The sequence below is a fragment of the Arenibacter flavimaris genome (assembly GCF_030291335.1).
Taxonomy (GTDB): Bacteria; Bacteroidota; Bacteroidia; order Flavobacteriales; family Flavobacteriaceae; genus Arenibacter.
The window spans coordinates 266,285-283,462 of record NZ_JASWIM010000001.1 but is presented as its reverse complement, the minus strand read 5'-3'; the positions used below and the strand labels follow the sequence as shown (position 1 = coordinate 283,462).

The following is a 17,178-nucleotide window of genomic DNA, read 5'->3' as shown; positions in this document are numbered from 1 at the left end:
TTGGTATTTCGGTTTGGTCAAATTTAACTTTTAATATGCATTAATTACCGTCTTTTGGAGGTCTTTTATGCCAATAAGAAGCGAGAATAGAACCCGTTATGTTCATCAAAGGTCCAAAAACGGCCGGTGCCAGACCCATAGTGGCTATCTTGCCCAATGAATTGGCTATCCCCGAGGCGAGGCCACCGTTCTGCATCCCGACCTCCAAGGCAATGGTACGGGCATCCTGTTCATTTAATCGCAATAAACGGGCATACCAATAGCCCAGCATGTATCCAAATAAGTTGTGGACAAGTACCAACAACATAAGTATTCCTCCAATATCCAATAGACTATCCCTTCCGGCTGCCGTTATAACAACAATTATTAGACCAATGCCCAACATAGAAATTACCGGCAACGCCTTGTCCATCCATTTTGCCCTATCTCCTCTCAAACGGTTAAAGAGCAGACCAACGCCCAGGGGTAAAATAATCATCTTTACAATACTCCACATCATATCCAATACATCAATCTCTATAAATTCCCCAGCCAAAAACTTCATAAGGATTGGTGTTACAAAGGGTGCAAGGATCGTGGAGATGGAAGTAATGGTAATGGAAAGTGCCAGATTGGCCTTCGCCAAATAAGCCATAACATTGGATGCCACCCCGCTCGGAGAACATCCTATCAGCACAATTCCTGCCGCAATCTCTGGCGGAAAATTGCTATACTTAGCCAGAACAAAGCCCATGATGGGCATTATGCCCAACTGTGCCGTGACCCCGACCACAACCCCTTTGGGCGACTTGATAACTTCCGCGAAATCGCCAAGTTTCATGGAAGTTCCCATGCCGAACATTATCAGTTGTATCAAGGGAATGATCAATGCGGTAAGTTTAAAATCGCCAATCTGTAAAAAGTACTGGGGGTAATATAGCGCCAAGGCTACCCCCGCAAATATGGAGGCTGTAAAAACATAACTGTTTAGGGACTTATAGCCACTGAATCCAAAAGCCAAAAGGGCAAAAAAGACCATTATCAGAAGTCCGGCCTGTTCAATATTCTTGGTAAAGATCATGCCCATAATTACCAACAGCAATATGGCGGCCACGCCAAGACAAATGGAGTAAACATTCAATTTTTTCAAAATAGTTTGGTTTAGGTTATTTTGGTTTTAGTTGGGCAATTTATAGGCCTGTCTGGCCAAAAGTCTGAGCTTGCCGTCCTTCCCTTTTTGGTATACCTGCATATTCCCGATACGTACGTCCACTGCTTCCCCGGCATTAGTGCCCTTGGCCAAAAAAATGTGTCTAACAATTGCTGTATTCCCTGAAATATGGATCGTTTGGTCATCAGCTTCCAAAGACAAAAAATTGAAGGGGCCGTTCACCAAATCATCTATAAACTCGTCTTTGTCCTGAACATGTCCGCTCGAATGTCCATAGGTAAGTTCCTCTGCACAAAGAGTTTCCATGAGTTCCGTGGTGGGATTTACCATAACATTATTGAAAGCTGCCACTACCTCTTGAACTTCATCGATTGTAGGTGGATCTTGCGCTACCAGGGTAGTATTTGTGGAAGTTTCAGACTGGCTATGATCTGTATTTTGCTTACACCCTATCAATATGAACAGGACTAACAAAACACTGACCCATCTGCTTTTTATTTTGAAATCATCTTTTTGATCCTTAATTTTCATTAGTTCCTGTTATTCAACTACCATGTTCTTTTGCTTAAAAGCGTATCCAAAGTCTCTTTGGACATCTTTATCAGTTCCGGATGCATGTCCAACCAAACCATAAATTCCTTTTTTAACGGTTCGGTCCACTGACTGTCTATTTCTCCCGTAGAATATTTCTTGGTCTTTACCATTTCAAAACCAAACTGATCCTTAAGCGCTACAAACTCTGCAGTGCCCACTACTTTTTCGGCCAAATGTGGAGGAATAAAAAGCACCCCTTCCCGTTTGGCAAGTACAAGATCTCCGGGTAACACCATTACTTGGCCTATCCGTATTGGGGTGTTGAGCCCCATTAGTACTTCTTCCTCCAGAAAGGACGGGTGAAAATCCCTTACAAAGGCATTAAATCCTTTTATCTTGCTTATACTTTCCAGATCCCTTGCACTGCCATTAAAAACTACCCCGTTCCCGGATTTACTGTAAATAGAAGTGGCCAGGGTGGCTCCCATGAGGGTGCCGGCATCGATCTTGCCGAAACTATCCGCCACATATACGTCCCCCGTAGTGAGCACCTCAATGGGCCAAGAATTGGTATTGCCCTTCCTGCCCTGCGAATTTATGCCCCTTGCTTTGATGTTGCTCTCCACATCAGGCCGACTGGGCATAAACAATGCCGTAAGAGCCCTCCCCACAACAGGAACGTCCTGATGTACCATTTTCCAATTGCCTTCAAATTGATTCTTATATCCTTCATTTTCAAGGACCGTCCAAGCATCATCGATGCCAATTTTTTTTGCACGTTCCAACAGATCGTCCGGAACTTTTGGTCGCCCATCATCAAACCTTTCCCCTTTCCATTCGGAAGTTAAAAAAATAAGTTCCTCCTTGGGAATCGTCTGTCCCAATACATTGAAAGTGGATAAAATTGAGAAAAGAAATAGTACGATTATATTAAACTTCATTGTGCAAAAGGGTTTATAAGATGTTGATCGGTTATCTAGTCCAAAGCGGCTATACAGTCCATTTCCACCAGCGAATTCCCGGGAACGCCCCCATAAGTAGCTACAGTAGTCCTTACGGGAGGGTTAGGACCAAAACGGCCCCTGAACACTTCGTTCATACCTTTGTAATCCGCCAAATCGGCCAAATAAACATTTACCTTGAGCACCTTTTCCATAGAGGAACCATGCCTTTTCAACTCCTTCTCCAGCTCTTGCAAAACAATTTCGGTATGTGCCTTGATCTCGTAAGGTTCCACATGAGCCCCCTTTCCTGCAATATAAAGGGTATTCCCATGTTTCACACCCCCTGAAAATAATGGAATATCCTGGTCCATGACAATGTCTCCTACAACTTCTTTTTTGGGTTTTGACCCACCGTCCATTGCCTTGGCAGCGGCACCTATACCAAACACGGCCGCCAACCCCATTCCTAGTTTCTTAAATGATGCCCTTCTTGTTGTTTTATTTTCCATACCCATTGAATTATGTTTAATTGTATTATGTAAAAAAATTGATTGGGCCCTAACACCCTAAAACCTATAAATCCCTGTCTTTGAACCTGCTATTGTTCACATTATGAATATATGAAATATTCTCCATCTTGAAATATTCTCCCGTATTATTGTTTTATGGGCTGTTTGGTTTTACAGTTGCCAAGTACTACTTAGAACACAACAATACATTGGTACCATATTCTTGGGGTTGGATATATACAACTACTATTTCATTACAAATTCCCTTCCAGGATGTTCCGTTTCAAAGGTTTCAAAATTACCGTTGTCCTGCAGCGTTACAAAGGCCTTAGTGCCATCATTACCTCCAAAGGCTATATTGGACGGGGTTTTTCCCTTTAAATCTATTTCCTTTAGCATTTTACCATCGGGCGAAACTATCACTACAGTACCCTTACCATGACGGGTGATATAAAGGTTTCCCTTAATATCGGTACGCATGCCGTCCATTCCAAAATCTTCAAATTTAATAAGCAGACGTTTATTGCTTATTTCCCCACTTGGGGAGAGGTCATATGCCCAAACATTACGCTGAACGGATTCGTTTACATAAAGTATTTTATTGTCCGGGCTAACCTCTATGCCATTGGTTGTTCCCATATCCCCTTCCAGCAGGGTCACAGTTCCATCGGGATCTATTTTCCATATTTGCCCCTTTGAATTTTTCCAGTCGGGATCACTAGCAAAAAGTATATCGTTGTCCATAATTGCAATATCATTGGGCTGGTTCATGGCATCATTATGGGCAAAAACAGTAATCTCTTTGGTCCCCATGTCCACCTTTAGGATATTGTGTTTGGTATAATCCGCGATAAACATTTGGCCCTTGCTGTTAAAACGAATTCCATTCCCAATACTGCCTTCGGGAAGCTCAACAAATAGAGAGGCTTTACCATTGGGATCTACCTGTCCTATGGTTCCCGTACTTTCAAAATTAACGGCATATAAGATTCCATTGGCATCCACTGCAGGGCCTTCTATTCCCGACGGAAATAGGGAGGGTTTGGTAAATTCGCTACTTTGGTACAATTTCCGTTTTTGCTCAACAGCAATATCCCCGGATACCTTTTTTACAGGGTTTTCCCGTTTTTCTTTACACCCTAAAAGGAACAATACCAAACAAAAGGCGACTAGTTGACATTTTATTAAAGAACTTAACTTATTATTCATTTTCATGTGGACAAAGGATGACTGTTATTAATTAATTATTCCCGGACACCAAATCCTCCTTCATATGGATATAGTGCTGATGTAGCGACAAACTTTGGTCATCCAACGACGGGAAAGCCAGGCCAACGATGACCATGGGAAATTTTACTTTTAAATATACATATTAAAGTAACAAAGCGAAAGTGGAATTTTTCATTGGGCAAAATCCATTCCGAAAAACCTAACATATAGATACTGCTTGCTTACCAAGCAGACCCTCTTTAAGAACAGGATCAGAATGCGAATCACAAAAAATCCGTTCAAAACTGGTATGCCAATAAAAAACGTTAAAAAATAGTCAATGACCTCAACCCAAAACTATGGACATCGGAAGGAAACCGCTTATAGCATTCAAATATTATAATGGGCAGTTTTTTGCCACTGCATAGACAATCCCCTATGCCTAAATAACAAAGGATCTGATTCATGTAAAATTTATTTTTCCGGGCTTAGTCGATATACAAAAAATCTTATGCCAACTTCCAAGTTATATCAATGTAAATTTTACGAAATTATAGGCTCTACAATAGTTTTAATAACACCTAGGGAAAGCATTGATCATAAGCATATGTATTATGCCCTGCATACCGTGCTAGGTTAGGGAACCTAGCCCCTAGAACGTATTTCCCTCCTCATAAAAACTACATATGAAAGCAGAAAACAAAGTAGCGTAAGCGCCAATAATCCCGTAAACTGTGGCCAAACCAACAAAATACTCTGCCCCAACGGCAGGGAACTGGGAATGGCCCCTTGCAACTGCTCCATGCTTAGTGGTCCCAAACTACGTACGGAGGGCACTAAAATGGCGGAGGTAATCCCATCAAAAAGCTCATTGGGCATAAGCTGTACCAAATAAAATTTCAATTTTTCATAAAAGTAAATAGCTCTGGGAGAAGCAAATTTTGATGGTTCATAGGCCTTTATGATTATGTTGGCGATCAGAGGATAAAAAATGGTAAAAAACAACCATACCGCTATGCCCAATAATGCGGAAGTGGCAGATTGTTTAAAACGGACCGAAAACAATATGGCAAGGTTCAACCAAAAGGAGACATAGACAATACTTAGAACGGTATACACCATTATCCGCATAAATTCTTCCGCAGTGGGCGGTATTCCTATGGCTATAAGCCCTGCACCCAAAACTAGAAAACTCAATGTAAAAAACATCACACTGATTACAATAATACCAGCAAGGAATTTAGCATTAAGTATACTATCCCTAGGGACAGGCTGGGCCATAACCCTGCTCAAGGTTCCCCTGTGCTGTTCCGAACTAATGGCATCGAAGCCCAAACTTATTCCGAACAAAGGACCAAGGAATCCCACAAATCCAAAAAAAGGCGGCAGGGTACCATTTGACTTTGTAAATAAGTTCAGGAAAAAAAAGTTATTTCCTGAGCTATCAACAGCAATGGCCTTCATACCATCGGCCAAAGTGGCAAATAATGTACCCATACAAGCCAATGAAATAATGACAAACAGAATTATAAAACGCCAGTTCCTAAAATGGTCGGAAATTTCCTTTTGCACCATCGCTTTAAAAGGTGCCCAAGGAAAGGTGCCCTTATCAGTTTTCGCGTCCTCCCCCGTAAAGACAAAGGAATGCAGCTGCCTGGCCCAATCGCGAAGTTTTAATTCCTTTAATTTTAATATCCCCGTTCTTAAAACTTTATTTTTCATGTGTTGTTGTCTTCTTGAAAATATTGATGATAAATATCGTCCAAACCATATTCCTTTTTGCTCAGAAAATTAAGGCCGTATCCCGATTGCACCACCATTCTGGACAATTCAGCGCTTACATCCTTATGTGATTCCACTACAAAGCGACTATCCTTCATTTCTACATGTACTACTTCCGGTATCGAGTTCATTTTTTGGACCAACTCCTTTAATGACAGTGTAGAATTGTCTTCCTGTCCTACAGTGGATACCACCCCCTCTAGGGTAAAGGCATTTTTGGAAAACAACTGTTGGGCCAAGGAACTTATCTTCCCCTCAGCCAACATTTTACCTTTAACGAATATCCCAACCCGATCACATACCTGTTGAATTTGATGCAAATGATGGGAAGAGAACAAAACCGTGATTCCTTTTTTTCTGCTAAGGCGGACAATAAGTTGAAGAAACTTTTTTACACCTTCCGGGTCCAAGCCCAGGGTTGGCTCGTCCAAAATAATAACTTCCGGATTTTTTATAAGTACATCTGCCAGGCCAAGGCGTTGACGCATTCCACGGGAATAACTGGCTACCTTATTATGCATATCATCGTCCAAGCCCACCTCTGCCAATATGTCCAAGGCAGCCTTCTTGGCCCCTTCTTCCGGGATGTCGTTTAAGCGAGCAATATACATAAGGTTCTGTAAGCCGGAATAATCATTGTAAAAACCAACATCTTCCGGTAAGTACCCTACCTTTTTCTTCACTTCAAGCGGATACCTGCTACTATCTATTCCACATACCTTTACACTCCCGGAATCTACCTCGGTCAGTCCAAGGATCATAAGAATTGTTGTTGATTTCCCCGCACCGTTGGGTCCCAATAGCCCAAAAATTTCACCCTTATCTATAGTCAGGTTTAAATTGTCCACCGCTATACGCCCACCGTACTTTTTGGTCAATCCCTTTATCTCTATACTCTTTTCCTCCATTACCTCCTGCCGTATTTTCTAAACAGATAATAAATTCCCCCTAAGGTTCCCAAGATGATAAGGATTCCAAGCCAACCCCACAATAAGGGCGTCTTTACCTGGATCCTAATGGAAGCTGTAGATGAGGCCTCTGGGGTCTTGGCCGTAATTTTGGGAAGGTAGTCGCCTGGAATAGCTTTATCGGCCGACTTAATAATGGCCTGCACCTTTGTACTGGCACCGGCCTCAATAACGGGAACCGTATCCGGTTCAATAGAAATCTCCCAATCTTTAGGTTTTGAAGAGCTAAAGTTGACATTTCTCAATTCGCTAGATCCGGTATTTCTCAGCAACAATTCCAATTTCTTTTCCCTTCCCGCGGTAATATTGGTACTCAATAGTCCTGTTGGCGTGGTGAGCTCCAAATCATAGGATCCTTTAATCACCACTTCCAATTCCAAGTCCGCTGTGCTATACTTGTTGGTAGCTTTTACCGGAATTTTAAAAGATCCGGATTTTACTTGTGGGGAAGGCTGAACATCAACAGTAATGTTGGTGGTTTTGCCCGCTTCGATCTCCACCGCTGTAGCCTGCCTGCCATTGGGCTTAAACGCTACGTTCCAACCCCGTGGAGGCAGTGCCAACAAAGAATACAACTGCTTTTCACCTGTATGATTCTTTAATTTTGTGGAAAAGTTGAAGTTGGATTTTGAATGCCCTTCCATATTGATCTGGTCCGAGCTAAATTCTGTCTTAAAACTTCCCTCTTCCGATACGTTTACCACAATGGGCAACACATCATAATTCTTGGCGACGAGCCTAATATTATATTTTCCCTTTTCAACCTTCAAGGGTACATTTAGGGTCAGGGATACTGTTTTTTTCTCTCCGGGCAGCACTGCTATCCTCTTAATGGAGTAACCCCCGGCCATTAAGGTAGAATTCCAACCGTCTGGTAGCCCGTCCACGTCAATTTCCACATCCTTCAATTGACCTCCATAATTCTTGACCTCAATGGAATAGTCAATGGATTCTCCCGGGGGTACGGTAATGTGGGTATAGGGGGTATACAGTATTATGCCATTGCTGGCCACGGCGCCCTGACTATAAAAGAATAACAAGGCAAACAAAAAGAATACGCTTTTTAAATAAGGGTTATTGGATTTCATAAAAAATGGTTTATAATTTATAAAAGGTTAAAAAGTTTAGACCATCCAATGGCCGGTACGTTAAATTATTCATCTTTATCGGGTTGAAAATATTCCCTGTCCACGAAAAGGCGTTTAAACAGTCCTACGGAATCGCTCTCCACAAAAACCTCTGGATGTTGGGAAGAATTAAGGACGAATTTATTTTCTTCCGGCTGGGCATAGGCCCTAAGTACTACCTCCTCCATAGATTGGCCCTTAATAGTGAGGGTATGTAGGGATTTATCCGTTGGGTTAAAACCATCCACAAACTGTGAACTCCTCTGACTCCCCAAAGAATTGAGATATTGGGATACTTTTGATGCATCGGGTTCAGAACCGGAAATAGACCAAAGGGAATCTACTTTTTTGAGCACAAAGCCTGGCCGATCTTCGTTTTCAAATTCCAATTCCATTACCTGATCCTTATCTACTTTGAGGAATTGTGGATTTCTCCAACTGTTGAAAGGGCTACTAAACGTATTGGGAAGTCCTATGTCCAATGCATAGGTTTGGGGATCTTCATTTACCCGGAAATAAGTAGACCCGGATGGTGCACCCCTACCATATGATGTGGTTGCAGCTAGACCATAGGATGTTTTACCAAAATACAGTACTGTTGTTGCTCCACTGCCTTTCTCCTCGATGACCACTTTTCTCGCCAAAGAATCCCCAAGTTCATAGGTTGCCCACTTGTCCTTGGTTTTGGCCACCAGGCGTTGGGCCTCCAAACCTAACAATTGCCCCAATGCCGATCGTAATTTGGAAGGGTCGGCCTTAGACACAATCCCGCCTTGTGCCGCTTCCCATTGACCAGAGGACCTGTCCAGAATAATGGGCTCTTGCTTTTCTTTGGCAGGAGGATATATCGTAATTTTCCCTATCCGGGAAGAATCCAATTTTACGATTTCGGGATCAAAACTAGTACTGCTGTTCTTTTTAAAATAATTGGTAGACAGGTATAATAGTACCAATATGACCAATACGGCGATCAAAAAAGTATTTTTCTTCATGGTTTATCGTTTATGGTGTGTTGCTATCATTCGTAATTTTCTTCCATTCTACGGATGCGCTTATTTTTATTTATCTGCATGCGCACCATACCGTAAACCAACACCAGAAGAATGGGCAATAGGAAGTTGGCGTATTTCAATGTTGTTTTGGTACCCTCCTCCAATTTGGCTATTGGTCTATAGTGTATTCCCTTGGTCCTAAGTTCTATCAAACCGGTATCATCGCTCAACCAATCAATGGCATTTACCATCAGGTTAACATTGTCGCCCTGTACAGGTTGTTGTCCGGCACTGATCGGGAAATCCCCATCGGCCACTACAAAAATTCTGGATCTGTTGCCGTTGGGGTGCCTTTGTTCCAAAACACCTGCAATAACCTGATGTGCCGAAGTAAAATCGCTTTCCGTCCACTCCTTCTGAATGTCGAAAAACTGCGGGGCCTGCTTACGGGCCGACGTTTCGGAAGAAAAAGCCAATGGGGTAAAAGTGGTCAAGGAATCTTTGGGCGTAAAATTTAGGGAACTGGCAAACTGCATCACTACGGCTTCTAAGCCTTTGGTTACCGGATGGTCCGCAAATTTACTTATGATTGGGGCATATGGAAAGGCCACATTGGAGGTGAAATTAAAAAACCCTTGACGCTGTTGTACGGAAATAGTGGCACATTGTGCATCGATTACGAAATCCTCCCGGATTTCCAACCCCTTTTTCCCCAACCATTTTTCCACCCCGGTAATTATGCCGCTACCGTAAGAGCTATTCAGGTCTCCCTCTACCCGGTTCAGGGCAACAAATAGGTTGCCACCATTTTCCAAGAAGCTGTCCAGTTGCCCTAGGGTGGCTTCCGCGATGGTATCGGTAGGACGCACCAAGGCCAAAGTCTTTATTCCTTCCGGAACGGGTAGGCTATCGTTGACTTGGGCCGCCCTAAAATTGTACAATACATCCAGCGCCGATTTCACCTGTGATAGCTCTGCAATGGATGGCTGTCCATGTCCTTGCATAAGGCCCACCTCTGGTTTATGGGTTACCGCCAACTTTTTTATGGAAGAGGACAATAGGTATTCCATAGGTGCTCCCGGTTGCATGAACGGTATAATTTCCTTCCGATCCTGTAGTTGGAAAACAGCCCCTAAAAATGCCTTTTGCTGTTTCATCTGATCCTTTTCGCGAACGTTGATCATCACCGGGTTGATCCCCGCTTCCATGGCTTCGCGTTCCAAGTCCTCACTTTCATTGGGATTGATAAAGGTATAGACCAAATTGTCATCGGAATGTCTGGCATACTCAATTAAATATTCTTCAAAATCGTTCTTGGTCTTTGCTATGTGCGGTGGAAGATTCTCGGAAAAATAGGCCTTCACCGTAATGGGATCCTCCAGGGATTCCATTATATTTTCGGTGGCCTCACTTAAGGTATATTGGTTGTCTTCGGTAAGGTCTAGCCGAAAAAAGTACTGTTCCGACACCAAATTGGCAAACACCAAAATTCCGACAATCAATAGAATGGTAATGTTCGTCTTTTTCATCTGATATACAAGCGTTTAAGATATATGTCTTTTGGATAGGAACCATTCTCCTAGGTATAGTCCCAAGACTGTTATGGATAGGAAATAAACCAGGTCCTTGGAGTCGATGACCCCCCTGGAAATGGATTCAAAATGCGATTGAAGGTCCAGGGCATCAAAGATGCGCCCCATATTACCCGTAAAGTTCTGGGCCAGTACCCCAAAAATTATCTGAAAAAACAACCCTATAAACAGGGCGGTCATGAATGCAACGATCTGGTTCGTTGTAATGCTACTGGCAAAAATGCCTATGGCCGTATAAGCAAGGCTTAGAAGTAAAAGGCCTAGATATCCACATAGGGTACCGCCATTGTCCAAATTACCAATATTGGCAACGGTAAGCACATAAGGCAAGGTGGCCAGCAGCGCAATGCAGACCAAAAGGATAGATCCCAAAAACTTGCCCAGTATAAGTTGGCGGTCCGAAACCGATTTGGTGAGCAGCAGTTCCAAAGTACCGGTCTTACGCTCCTCGGCCAACATTTTCATGGTAATGGCCGGAATAAAGAAAAAGAGGCTCCAAGAGGCAATATTAAAAAATACCCTAAGATTGGCTTGGCCCACCAAAAAGATATCGTTGCCATATAGCCAGGTAAAGAAACCACTGAATCCCAAAAAAAGGCCCAGAATTATATAAGCGATGAGCGAATCGAAAAAAGTGGCCAGTTCCCGCTTTGCAATAGTAAAAATTGTATGCATATTTAATTTACCGTTAAGTTTCTAAAAATGTCCTCTAGTTTGGTTTCCAAGGGGGTCAGTTCCGTCAACACCCATTTGTGCTCCACGCAAAGCTGAAAGATGTTTCGCTTGGAAGAGGTATTGGCCATACTTTGGACTTCAAAAAGGTTTGTGTCCTGCTGTATCAAATCTACCTCCCGCACCGTATCCAAGGCGTTCAAGGCTTTTAAAATAGTCTGTGCGTCCCCATCCTCGATGCGCAGCTTCAGCACTTCATTGCCCTGGGCTTGTTTTCTAAGGGTTTCTGGCGTTCCATTGGCTACAATACTGCCTCTATTGATGATAAGTATTCTATCGCAGGTGGCCTCCACCTCCGGTAGAATATGAGTGCTGAGAATAACCGTCTTTTCCTTCCCCAGGTCGCGGATCAGTTTTCTGATCTCTATAATCTGGTTGGGGTCGAGGCCTGTGGTAGGCTCGTCCAGCACCAATATCTCCGGGTCATGGATCATGGCCTGGGCCAAACCTACGCGCTGCCTGTACCCTTTGGACAATTCCCCTATCTTTTTATGCTTTTCCCGATTTAGGCCGCAAATCCCGATCATCTCCCTGATCCTGGAACCGATCTTGGCCTTCTCCACCCCCTGAAGCGAAGCACAGAACTCCAAGTAATCCATAACGGGCATATCCAAATACAGAGGATTGTTTTCCGGTAGATAACCAATGTGCTGCTTAAAAGCACCATCGGTATCCCTTACACTTTTACCACCTATTCTGATATCGCCTTTTTCAATGCCGATATACCCTGTAAGCATTTTCATGGTAGTGGATTTCCCGGCCCCGTTGGGCCCAAGAAATCCCAGTACCTCCCCGGTCTTAACATCAAAGCTGATGTTGTTTACCGCCGTTTGGGGGCCATACGTTTTGGTCAGTTTTTCAATTTGTATATCCATATACGATACATCACTATTTAATTTGGTTAAACAACAATTTAAAGTCGTACGGAGGCATGGGCCCTTTATATCCCAAGACGGCCCATAAACCCTTAATGCCGTATAGTTGAGGTTATTTGATTGGGCATTCTAGATGGTTCCAAATACCTGAAACCACGTCCTGTTACTTGCCGCTCACTAAGACGAATTTGCAGGGAACCGTTTTGAAAACGAACGGAATTTATATGCCTGTACTTTTTGTGGGGCAACCTAATCTGAAAATCCATATCCTTTTTATGGGCCTCATGGGACGTGGAACCGTTGGCATGCCCATACGGACCTGTGGATTGTTTTATTTTTAGATGTAGAATCCCATTTTGTATCCGTAAGTAATGGTTGCCCTTTTTCAGAAAACTTGCCGAAATCAGGATATTGACCCCAGTTTGGTCCATATTCATTCGGAATTTCTTGAATTTCAACGGAGGTAGGGAATTTAGTCTTTGTCGATAATTTTTTTTCTTAATTGTCTTTATTGCTTCCATAACTATTTTTTTAAATTATACTTTATTGTTAATAAGTACCCGTCTAAAGAAACAGAACGAAAAATGATTTTTTAAACTTTAAAAAGAATTCCCAATTAGCCTATATGGGCTAAAAGGTATTCGGAGCGGTCTCCATGGGAAACCAGGGCCACTATGCCCTCATCTGTAAAACTTGTATTCAAAAAGCCCATTCCCCAAAGGAAAAATAGGGAGTAGATATTGGAACAACATTCCCGATGGGAACGTTTCCAAAAGATGCCAACTTTTTGTGTAATTTGACAATAGATTTTTGGTTGTTCTTTCAATTGACCAAACAGAAAACGTAGGCGAAAAATCCTCATCTCGTTTAATAAATTGCATGATATTGCTATTTCAAATTTTGAATAAAAATAAAAATTCGAAGAAAATACTAAAAGTTAAAAAATGTGAAAATATAGATTTGCCACCATTTTCAATCCTTCCAGGGTATTCCAGAATAGAGGTTTCTTCGAATTCCTATACCGATATTCATTCTTCCAATTTCAGGAGATAACAACAAAAGGGAGCGGTTAAGGCTTACATTCATTTATCCCACCAAAAAGAACCCATCATAGAGAAATCCTACAGGTCAACTGCTTCTTTCAATTTTTTCCTAATTTCAAAAATCAGGCAATTTTTCTCTCTTTTGAAAAACTATTTTCCGCTGGAGTATATGGGAAGGGTTTCCTGAAAAGCCTCAAGTTTTTTCAATGGTTCCTATAGCTTCCCCGGATTTTCTACAGAGATATCGTTCTACTCCTCCCAATCCAAATCAATACTAAATGGTTCTGTCATTAATCAGTTTGCCCTTTTTCCGCTCATATCGATCAATATTGAAGGGAATTGGGTTTTCGCAGTATTCCGTTTGGATTAGACCTACGATTTGATCCAAATGGGCAGCTCCCAATTCTCTTTAACATAAGCCTGGGGTTTCCCGGCAGTTGTTCTTCCGGCCTCAATGATCTTTATTATTTTCTTGCTAAGTCTTTTCACCACATCGGGATGTTCAAAATAGAGGTTGGTGGTTTCACCCTCATCTTCCTCCATATTATAAAGTTCAAATACAGCCTCACCAACTTTGGGTTGAATAAATCTAGGTTCCAAGGATCCTCCTGAACCAAGTAGCATGTTCAATTTCCATTTTCCATCCCGAATGGCAAAGTCGCCCGTTACGGAATGATGGATTACTGGCCCTCTAACTTTTTCATTATACGTCTCCCCTTTTAAAATCGGCAACAGGCTATAACTATCCTCACCTGCATTCTCCGGCAGATTTACACCAATGATATCGGCAATAGTAGCCAAATAATCGGTCTGGCACACTGGCACACCTACCTTTATCCCTGCTTTGATTACATTGGGCCAACGCATTAGGAAAGGTACGCGATGACCACCTTCATAAATGTCGCGTTTTCCGCCCTTAAAATTTAGGCTACTAAAGTGGTCATAGTCATCCCGTTGAATAACGTAATTGGTTTCCGCGCCATTATCCGAAGAAAAGATAACCAAAGTATTGTCTTCAATACCATTGCTTTTTAAGGCTGACAATACTTGTCCAACCCTAAAATCCGTTTCCTCCATAAAATCTCCATAATTACCACAGTTACTACGACCTTGAAAATCGGGGTGGGTACTGTGTGGTAAATGTGGACTGGTCAATGGCAGATATAAAAAGAAAGGCTTCCCGTTTTTTGCCTCCTTGGAGGATTCGTCAATATACTCCACGGCCTTGTTGGCCAGAGTTTCAAGTACCAACTCATCATTGAAGGATGGTGCTACCTCTACCCAGCCCTTACCTCCCTCTTTTTCATAAGGGGGCGTCATTCTGTAGGCTGCCGGTTTTATCCGGTTCCCGTAAGACCTTGGCTTATCATCATCTTTCTTTTTAGTCCATAACACCGGGGGATCCAAAACCCTGTCATTTTCCAAATAGGTAAGAATACCGTAATTCATGGAAGCGGGAATCCCGAAAAAATAATCAAACCCCTTATCAATGGGTCCATCCGTGAAGGGTTCCGACCAATCACGATCCTTGCCCAAACTGCCTTGAAATTCCATCTGTAGATGCCACTTTCCTATCATAGCGGTCTTATATCCATTATCCCTTAATAAGGAGGCAATGGTCATCCTATCCTTTTCTATCAAACAAGGGCCGTCAGCACCAAGAACGCCTTTTTTTAGAGATGTCCTCCAACTGTATCGCCCTGTTAACAAGGAATATCTGGAGGGGGTACAGACCGCATCACTACTATGTCCGTCTGTAAAAACAATTCCCCCATTGGCCAATTTATCCATATTGGGAGTTCTAAATTTAGCATTAGGGTTAAGTGCCCCCACATCACCATAACCTTGGTCATCGGTGTAAATGATGATTATATTTGGATTCTGTAAATTTTGTGACCAAGTTGGTATTGAAAACAATAGCAATAAAACACTAAGGATCTGTTTGAATAAATGCATACTCTCTATTAAATTAAATTTTATAAAATCTATTTGTCACGAATACGCTGACGAATTTTTCGCAATAATAACCTCGACATTGGAGATACCGAACCGTCCTCATACGTTTCAAGATTTATGGAAAGGGGATATTGGTTTTTTTTGCGCAAAAAGCCACTCCAGCAATCCAGGAGTGGTATGCACCCTGTTCCAAATATCATGGCCCGCGGAATACTCGGTGTACTTGGGACTTCCCCCAGCAGCCCTAACAGCCTTGATCACGTCCCTTGTCAAGTGTACAGGAACAGTTTTGTCATTTTCACCATGAAATGCCCAAATAGGTACATTGACCATATTACCGGCCATATCCGCATCACCTCCCCCGCAGATGGGTATGGCCGCTGCAAACAGGTCTGGTCGGGAACCAATAAAATGCCAGGTACCATAACCTCCAAGGGAAACCCCCATAACGTAGCGGCGCTTTTCGTCTATATTATACTCCTCCTCCAAGGACTCCATAGCCTCAAAAATTAGCCCAGCAATGCCCTGATGCTCTGGAAGCACCCTAAAACTAGAGTTCTTGGGACATTGGGGCACTAAAATAAAAGCCGGATATTTTTCCCTGTTTTCAGGGGTCGATAATAGCTTGGACGGATCGGCTACGTCCAATTGAATTAGATTGTCGCTCCCCATTCCACCCCCATGATGCAGGTTTACCACTAAGGAGTACTCCTTATTACCATCGTAATCCTTGGGTACAAGTATAGGTGGAATTTTGAACTAGTAGCATTTCATTCCAATGAAATTTTAGGTAAATTCATAGTCGTTAAATTTGCTTGGACACATTCCTGTACGCTGGGTAAAAGAAGAAGTGAAATGTTGCAGCGAGGAGAAACCACAGGTATAAGCAATATTGGTAAGAGACATACCATTTGCCTCCGTAATAAGTTTAATGGCCTTCTCTATTTTCAGATTGATTATAAAGCTGTTTGGGGGATATCCGGTAAGGCGCTTAACCTTATAGGTAAATTTAGTTTTACCCATACCAAAATGATGGGCAAGGTCTTCAATTATCCACTTTTTGTTTAGATCATCCATTACCTTTTGTATCAGCTGTGATATAAAATTATCATCTTCCTCAATTTTCTGACTTCTTAGGGACAAATGACGATGCAGGTCAATTAGCAGGTTCTCAACAATATTTCCAACCATAATTGTATATCCTTCCTTTTGGGTGGAAAGCTCAGCGTTAAGGGCCTCGAAATATTTCCTAAAGTCCTTTGCCTTGTGAAGAACAACGTTGTGTTCGTCCGCTATCAACTTACCTAGGCTTTTCTGAAAACTCTTTGACAATTTTGTCCATGAGCCCAAATTCAATTGTTTGTCCGGACTAAACTCCAAAGGTTTTATGATAAGCCAATTGAAGTGTCCAATAACCATTTTTCCAGTAGGACTACCATTCCAATGCCAAGGTGCCGTAATCGATAAATCGTCAGGTAATAGTTCAATATTGTTTCTCTCTACTACCCAATCGTATTTTCCACTTGTTACATAATGTATTTCGATACCATCGTTCAAATGGGGTTTCATATTTTCATCCATTTGAACCTTGGTGAATCTCATGCTTCCAAATTGATTTATATATGGAATATTTTTTAATGGGCCAGGATTGGCCTTGTGCCACCAAACTCCAAAATTTCCAGTTTTACTTTTGGTATTCACTGTCCTTTGCAATTCTGTTTTTTCCATAATGAGTACGTTTGAAATCGCATGCCTTGAGTTACCA

Annotated in this window: 16 protein-coding genes; all 16 read right to left on the bottom strand. The window is 42.2% G+C overall.

Annotation, left to right across the window (positions count from 1 at the left end):
- Positions 1-40: 40 nt before the first annotated feature.
- The 16 genes from QSE00_RS01075 to QSE00_RS01000 all read right to left on the bottom strand — a co-directional run bounded on the left by QSE00_RS01075 (position 41) and on the right by QSE00_RS01000 (position 17,141).
- Complete coding sequence (locus QSE00_RS01075; protein ID WP_286104565.1) at positions 41-1,129, bottom strand: bile acid:sodium symporter family protein; 1,089 nt, start codon at positions 1,127-1,129, stop codon at positions 41-43.
- 27 nt (positions 1,130-1,156) lie between these two features.
- A complete protein-coding gene (locus QSE00_RS01070) occupies positions 1,157-1,681 on the bottom strand; it encodes a nuclear transport factor 2 family protein (RefSeq protein ID WP_286104563.1) in 525 nt (174 codons plus the stop codon).
- 17 nt (positions 1,682-1,698) lie between these two features.
- A complete protein-coding gene (locus QSE00_RS01065) occupies positions 1,699-2,625 on the bottom strand; it encodes an RraA family protein (RefSeq protein ID WP_286104562.1) in 927 nt (308 codons plus the stop codon).
- 35 nt (positions 2,626-2,660) lie between these two features.
- Positions 2,661-3,137 carry a RidA family protein gene (locus QSE00_RS01060; protein ID WP_110354764.1) on the bottom strand — a complete coding sequence of 159 codons (477 nt, stop codon included), beginning with the start codon at positions 3,135-3,137 and terminating at the stop codon, positions 2,661-2,663.
- 246 nt (positions 3,138-3,383) lie between these two features.
- Positions 3,384-4,346 (bottom strand): SMP-30/gluconolactonase/LRE family protein, encoded by a 963-nt coding sequence (locus QSE00_RS01055; RefSeq protein WP_286104561.1) that lies wholly within the window; start codon positions 4,344-4,346, stop codon positions 3,384-3,386.
- 645 nt (positions 4,347-4,991) lie between these two features.
- Positions 4,992-6,068 carry an ABC transporter permease gene (locus tag QSE00_RS01050; protein ID WP_286104560.1) on the bottom strand — a complete coding sequence of 359 codons (1,077 nt, stop codon included), beginning with the start codon at positions 6,066-6,068 and terminating at the stop codon, positions 4,992-4,994.
- Positions 6,065-7,036 carry an ABC transporter ATP-binding protein gene (locus tag QSE00_RS01045; RefSeq protein ID WP_286104559.1) on the bottom strand — a complete coding sequence of 324 codons (972 nt, stop codon included), beginning with the start codon at positions 7,034-7,036 and terminating at the stop codon, positions 6,065-6,067. The genes QSE00_RS01050 and QSE00_RS01045 overlap by 4 nt, the downstream gene beginning before the upstream one ends.
- Positions 7,036-8,184, bottom strand: a complete 1,149-nt coding sequence (locus QSE00_RS01040; RefSeq protein WP_286104558.1) for an NEW3 domain-containing protein — start codon at positions 8,182-8,184, stop codon at positions 7,036-7,038. The genes QSE00_RS01045 and QSE00_RS01040 overlap by 1 nt, the downstream gene beginning before the upstream one ends.
- A gap of 65 nt (positions 8,185-8,249) precedes the next feature.
- Complete coding sequence (locus QSE00_RS01035) at positions 8,250-9,215, bottom strand: DUF4340 domain-containing protein (protein ID WP_286104557.1); 966 nt, start codon at positions 9,213-9,215, stop codon at positions 8,250-8,252.
- 26 nt (positions 9,216-9,241) lie between these two features.
- Positions 9,242-10,744 (bottom strand): GldG family protein, encoded by a 1,503-nt coding sequence (locus tag QSE00_RS01030; protein WP_286104556.1) that lies wholly within the window; start codon positions 10,742-10,744, stop codon positions 9,242-9,244.
- Positions 10,745-10,759: 15 nt separating this feature from the next.
- Positions 10,760-11,482, bottom strand: a complete 723-nt coding sequence (locus QSE00_RS01025) for an ABC transporter permease subunit (RefSeq protein ID WP_110354238.1) — start codon at positions 11,480-11,482, stop codon at positions 10,760-10,762.
- A 2-nt stretch (positions 11,483-11,484) separates the two neighbouring features.
- A complete protein-coding gene (locus tag QSE00_RS01020; RefSeq protein WP_110354237.1) occupies positions 11,485-12,414 on the bottom strand; it encodes an ATP-binding cassette domain-containing protein in 930 nt (309 codons plus the stop codon).
- Between the two features lie 92 nt (positions 12,415-12,506).
- On the bottom strand, positions 12,507-12,935 hold the full coding sequence (locus tag QSE00_RS01015) for a hypothetical protein (RefSeq protein WP_286104555.1): 429 nt from the start codon (positions 12,933-12,935) through the stop codon (positions 12,507-12,509).
- Positions 12,936-13,829: 894 nt separating this feature from the next.
- Positions 13,830-15,413, bottom strand: a complete 1,584-nt coding sequence (locus QSE00_RS01010; RefSeq protein WP_286104554.1) for a sulfatase family protein — start codon at positions 15,411-15,413, stop codon at positions 13,830-13,832.
- A 108-nt stretch (positions 15,414-15,521) separates the two neighbouring features.
- Positions 15,522-16,112, bottom strand: a complete 591-nt coding sequence (locus QSE00_RS01005) for a carboxylesterase family protein (RefSeq protein WP_286104553.1) — start codon at positions 16,110-16,112, stop codon at positions 15,522-15,524.
- An 87-nt stretch (positions 16,113-16,199) separates the two neighbouring features.
- Entirely contained in the window at positions 16,200-17,141 is a 942-nt protein-coding gene (locus QSE00_RS01000) for an AraC family transcriptional regulator (protein ID WP_286104552.1), read from the bottom strand.
- Positions 17,142-17,178: the final 37 nt, after the last annotated feature.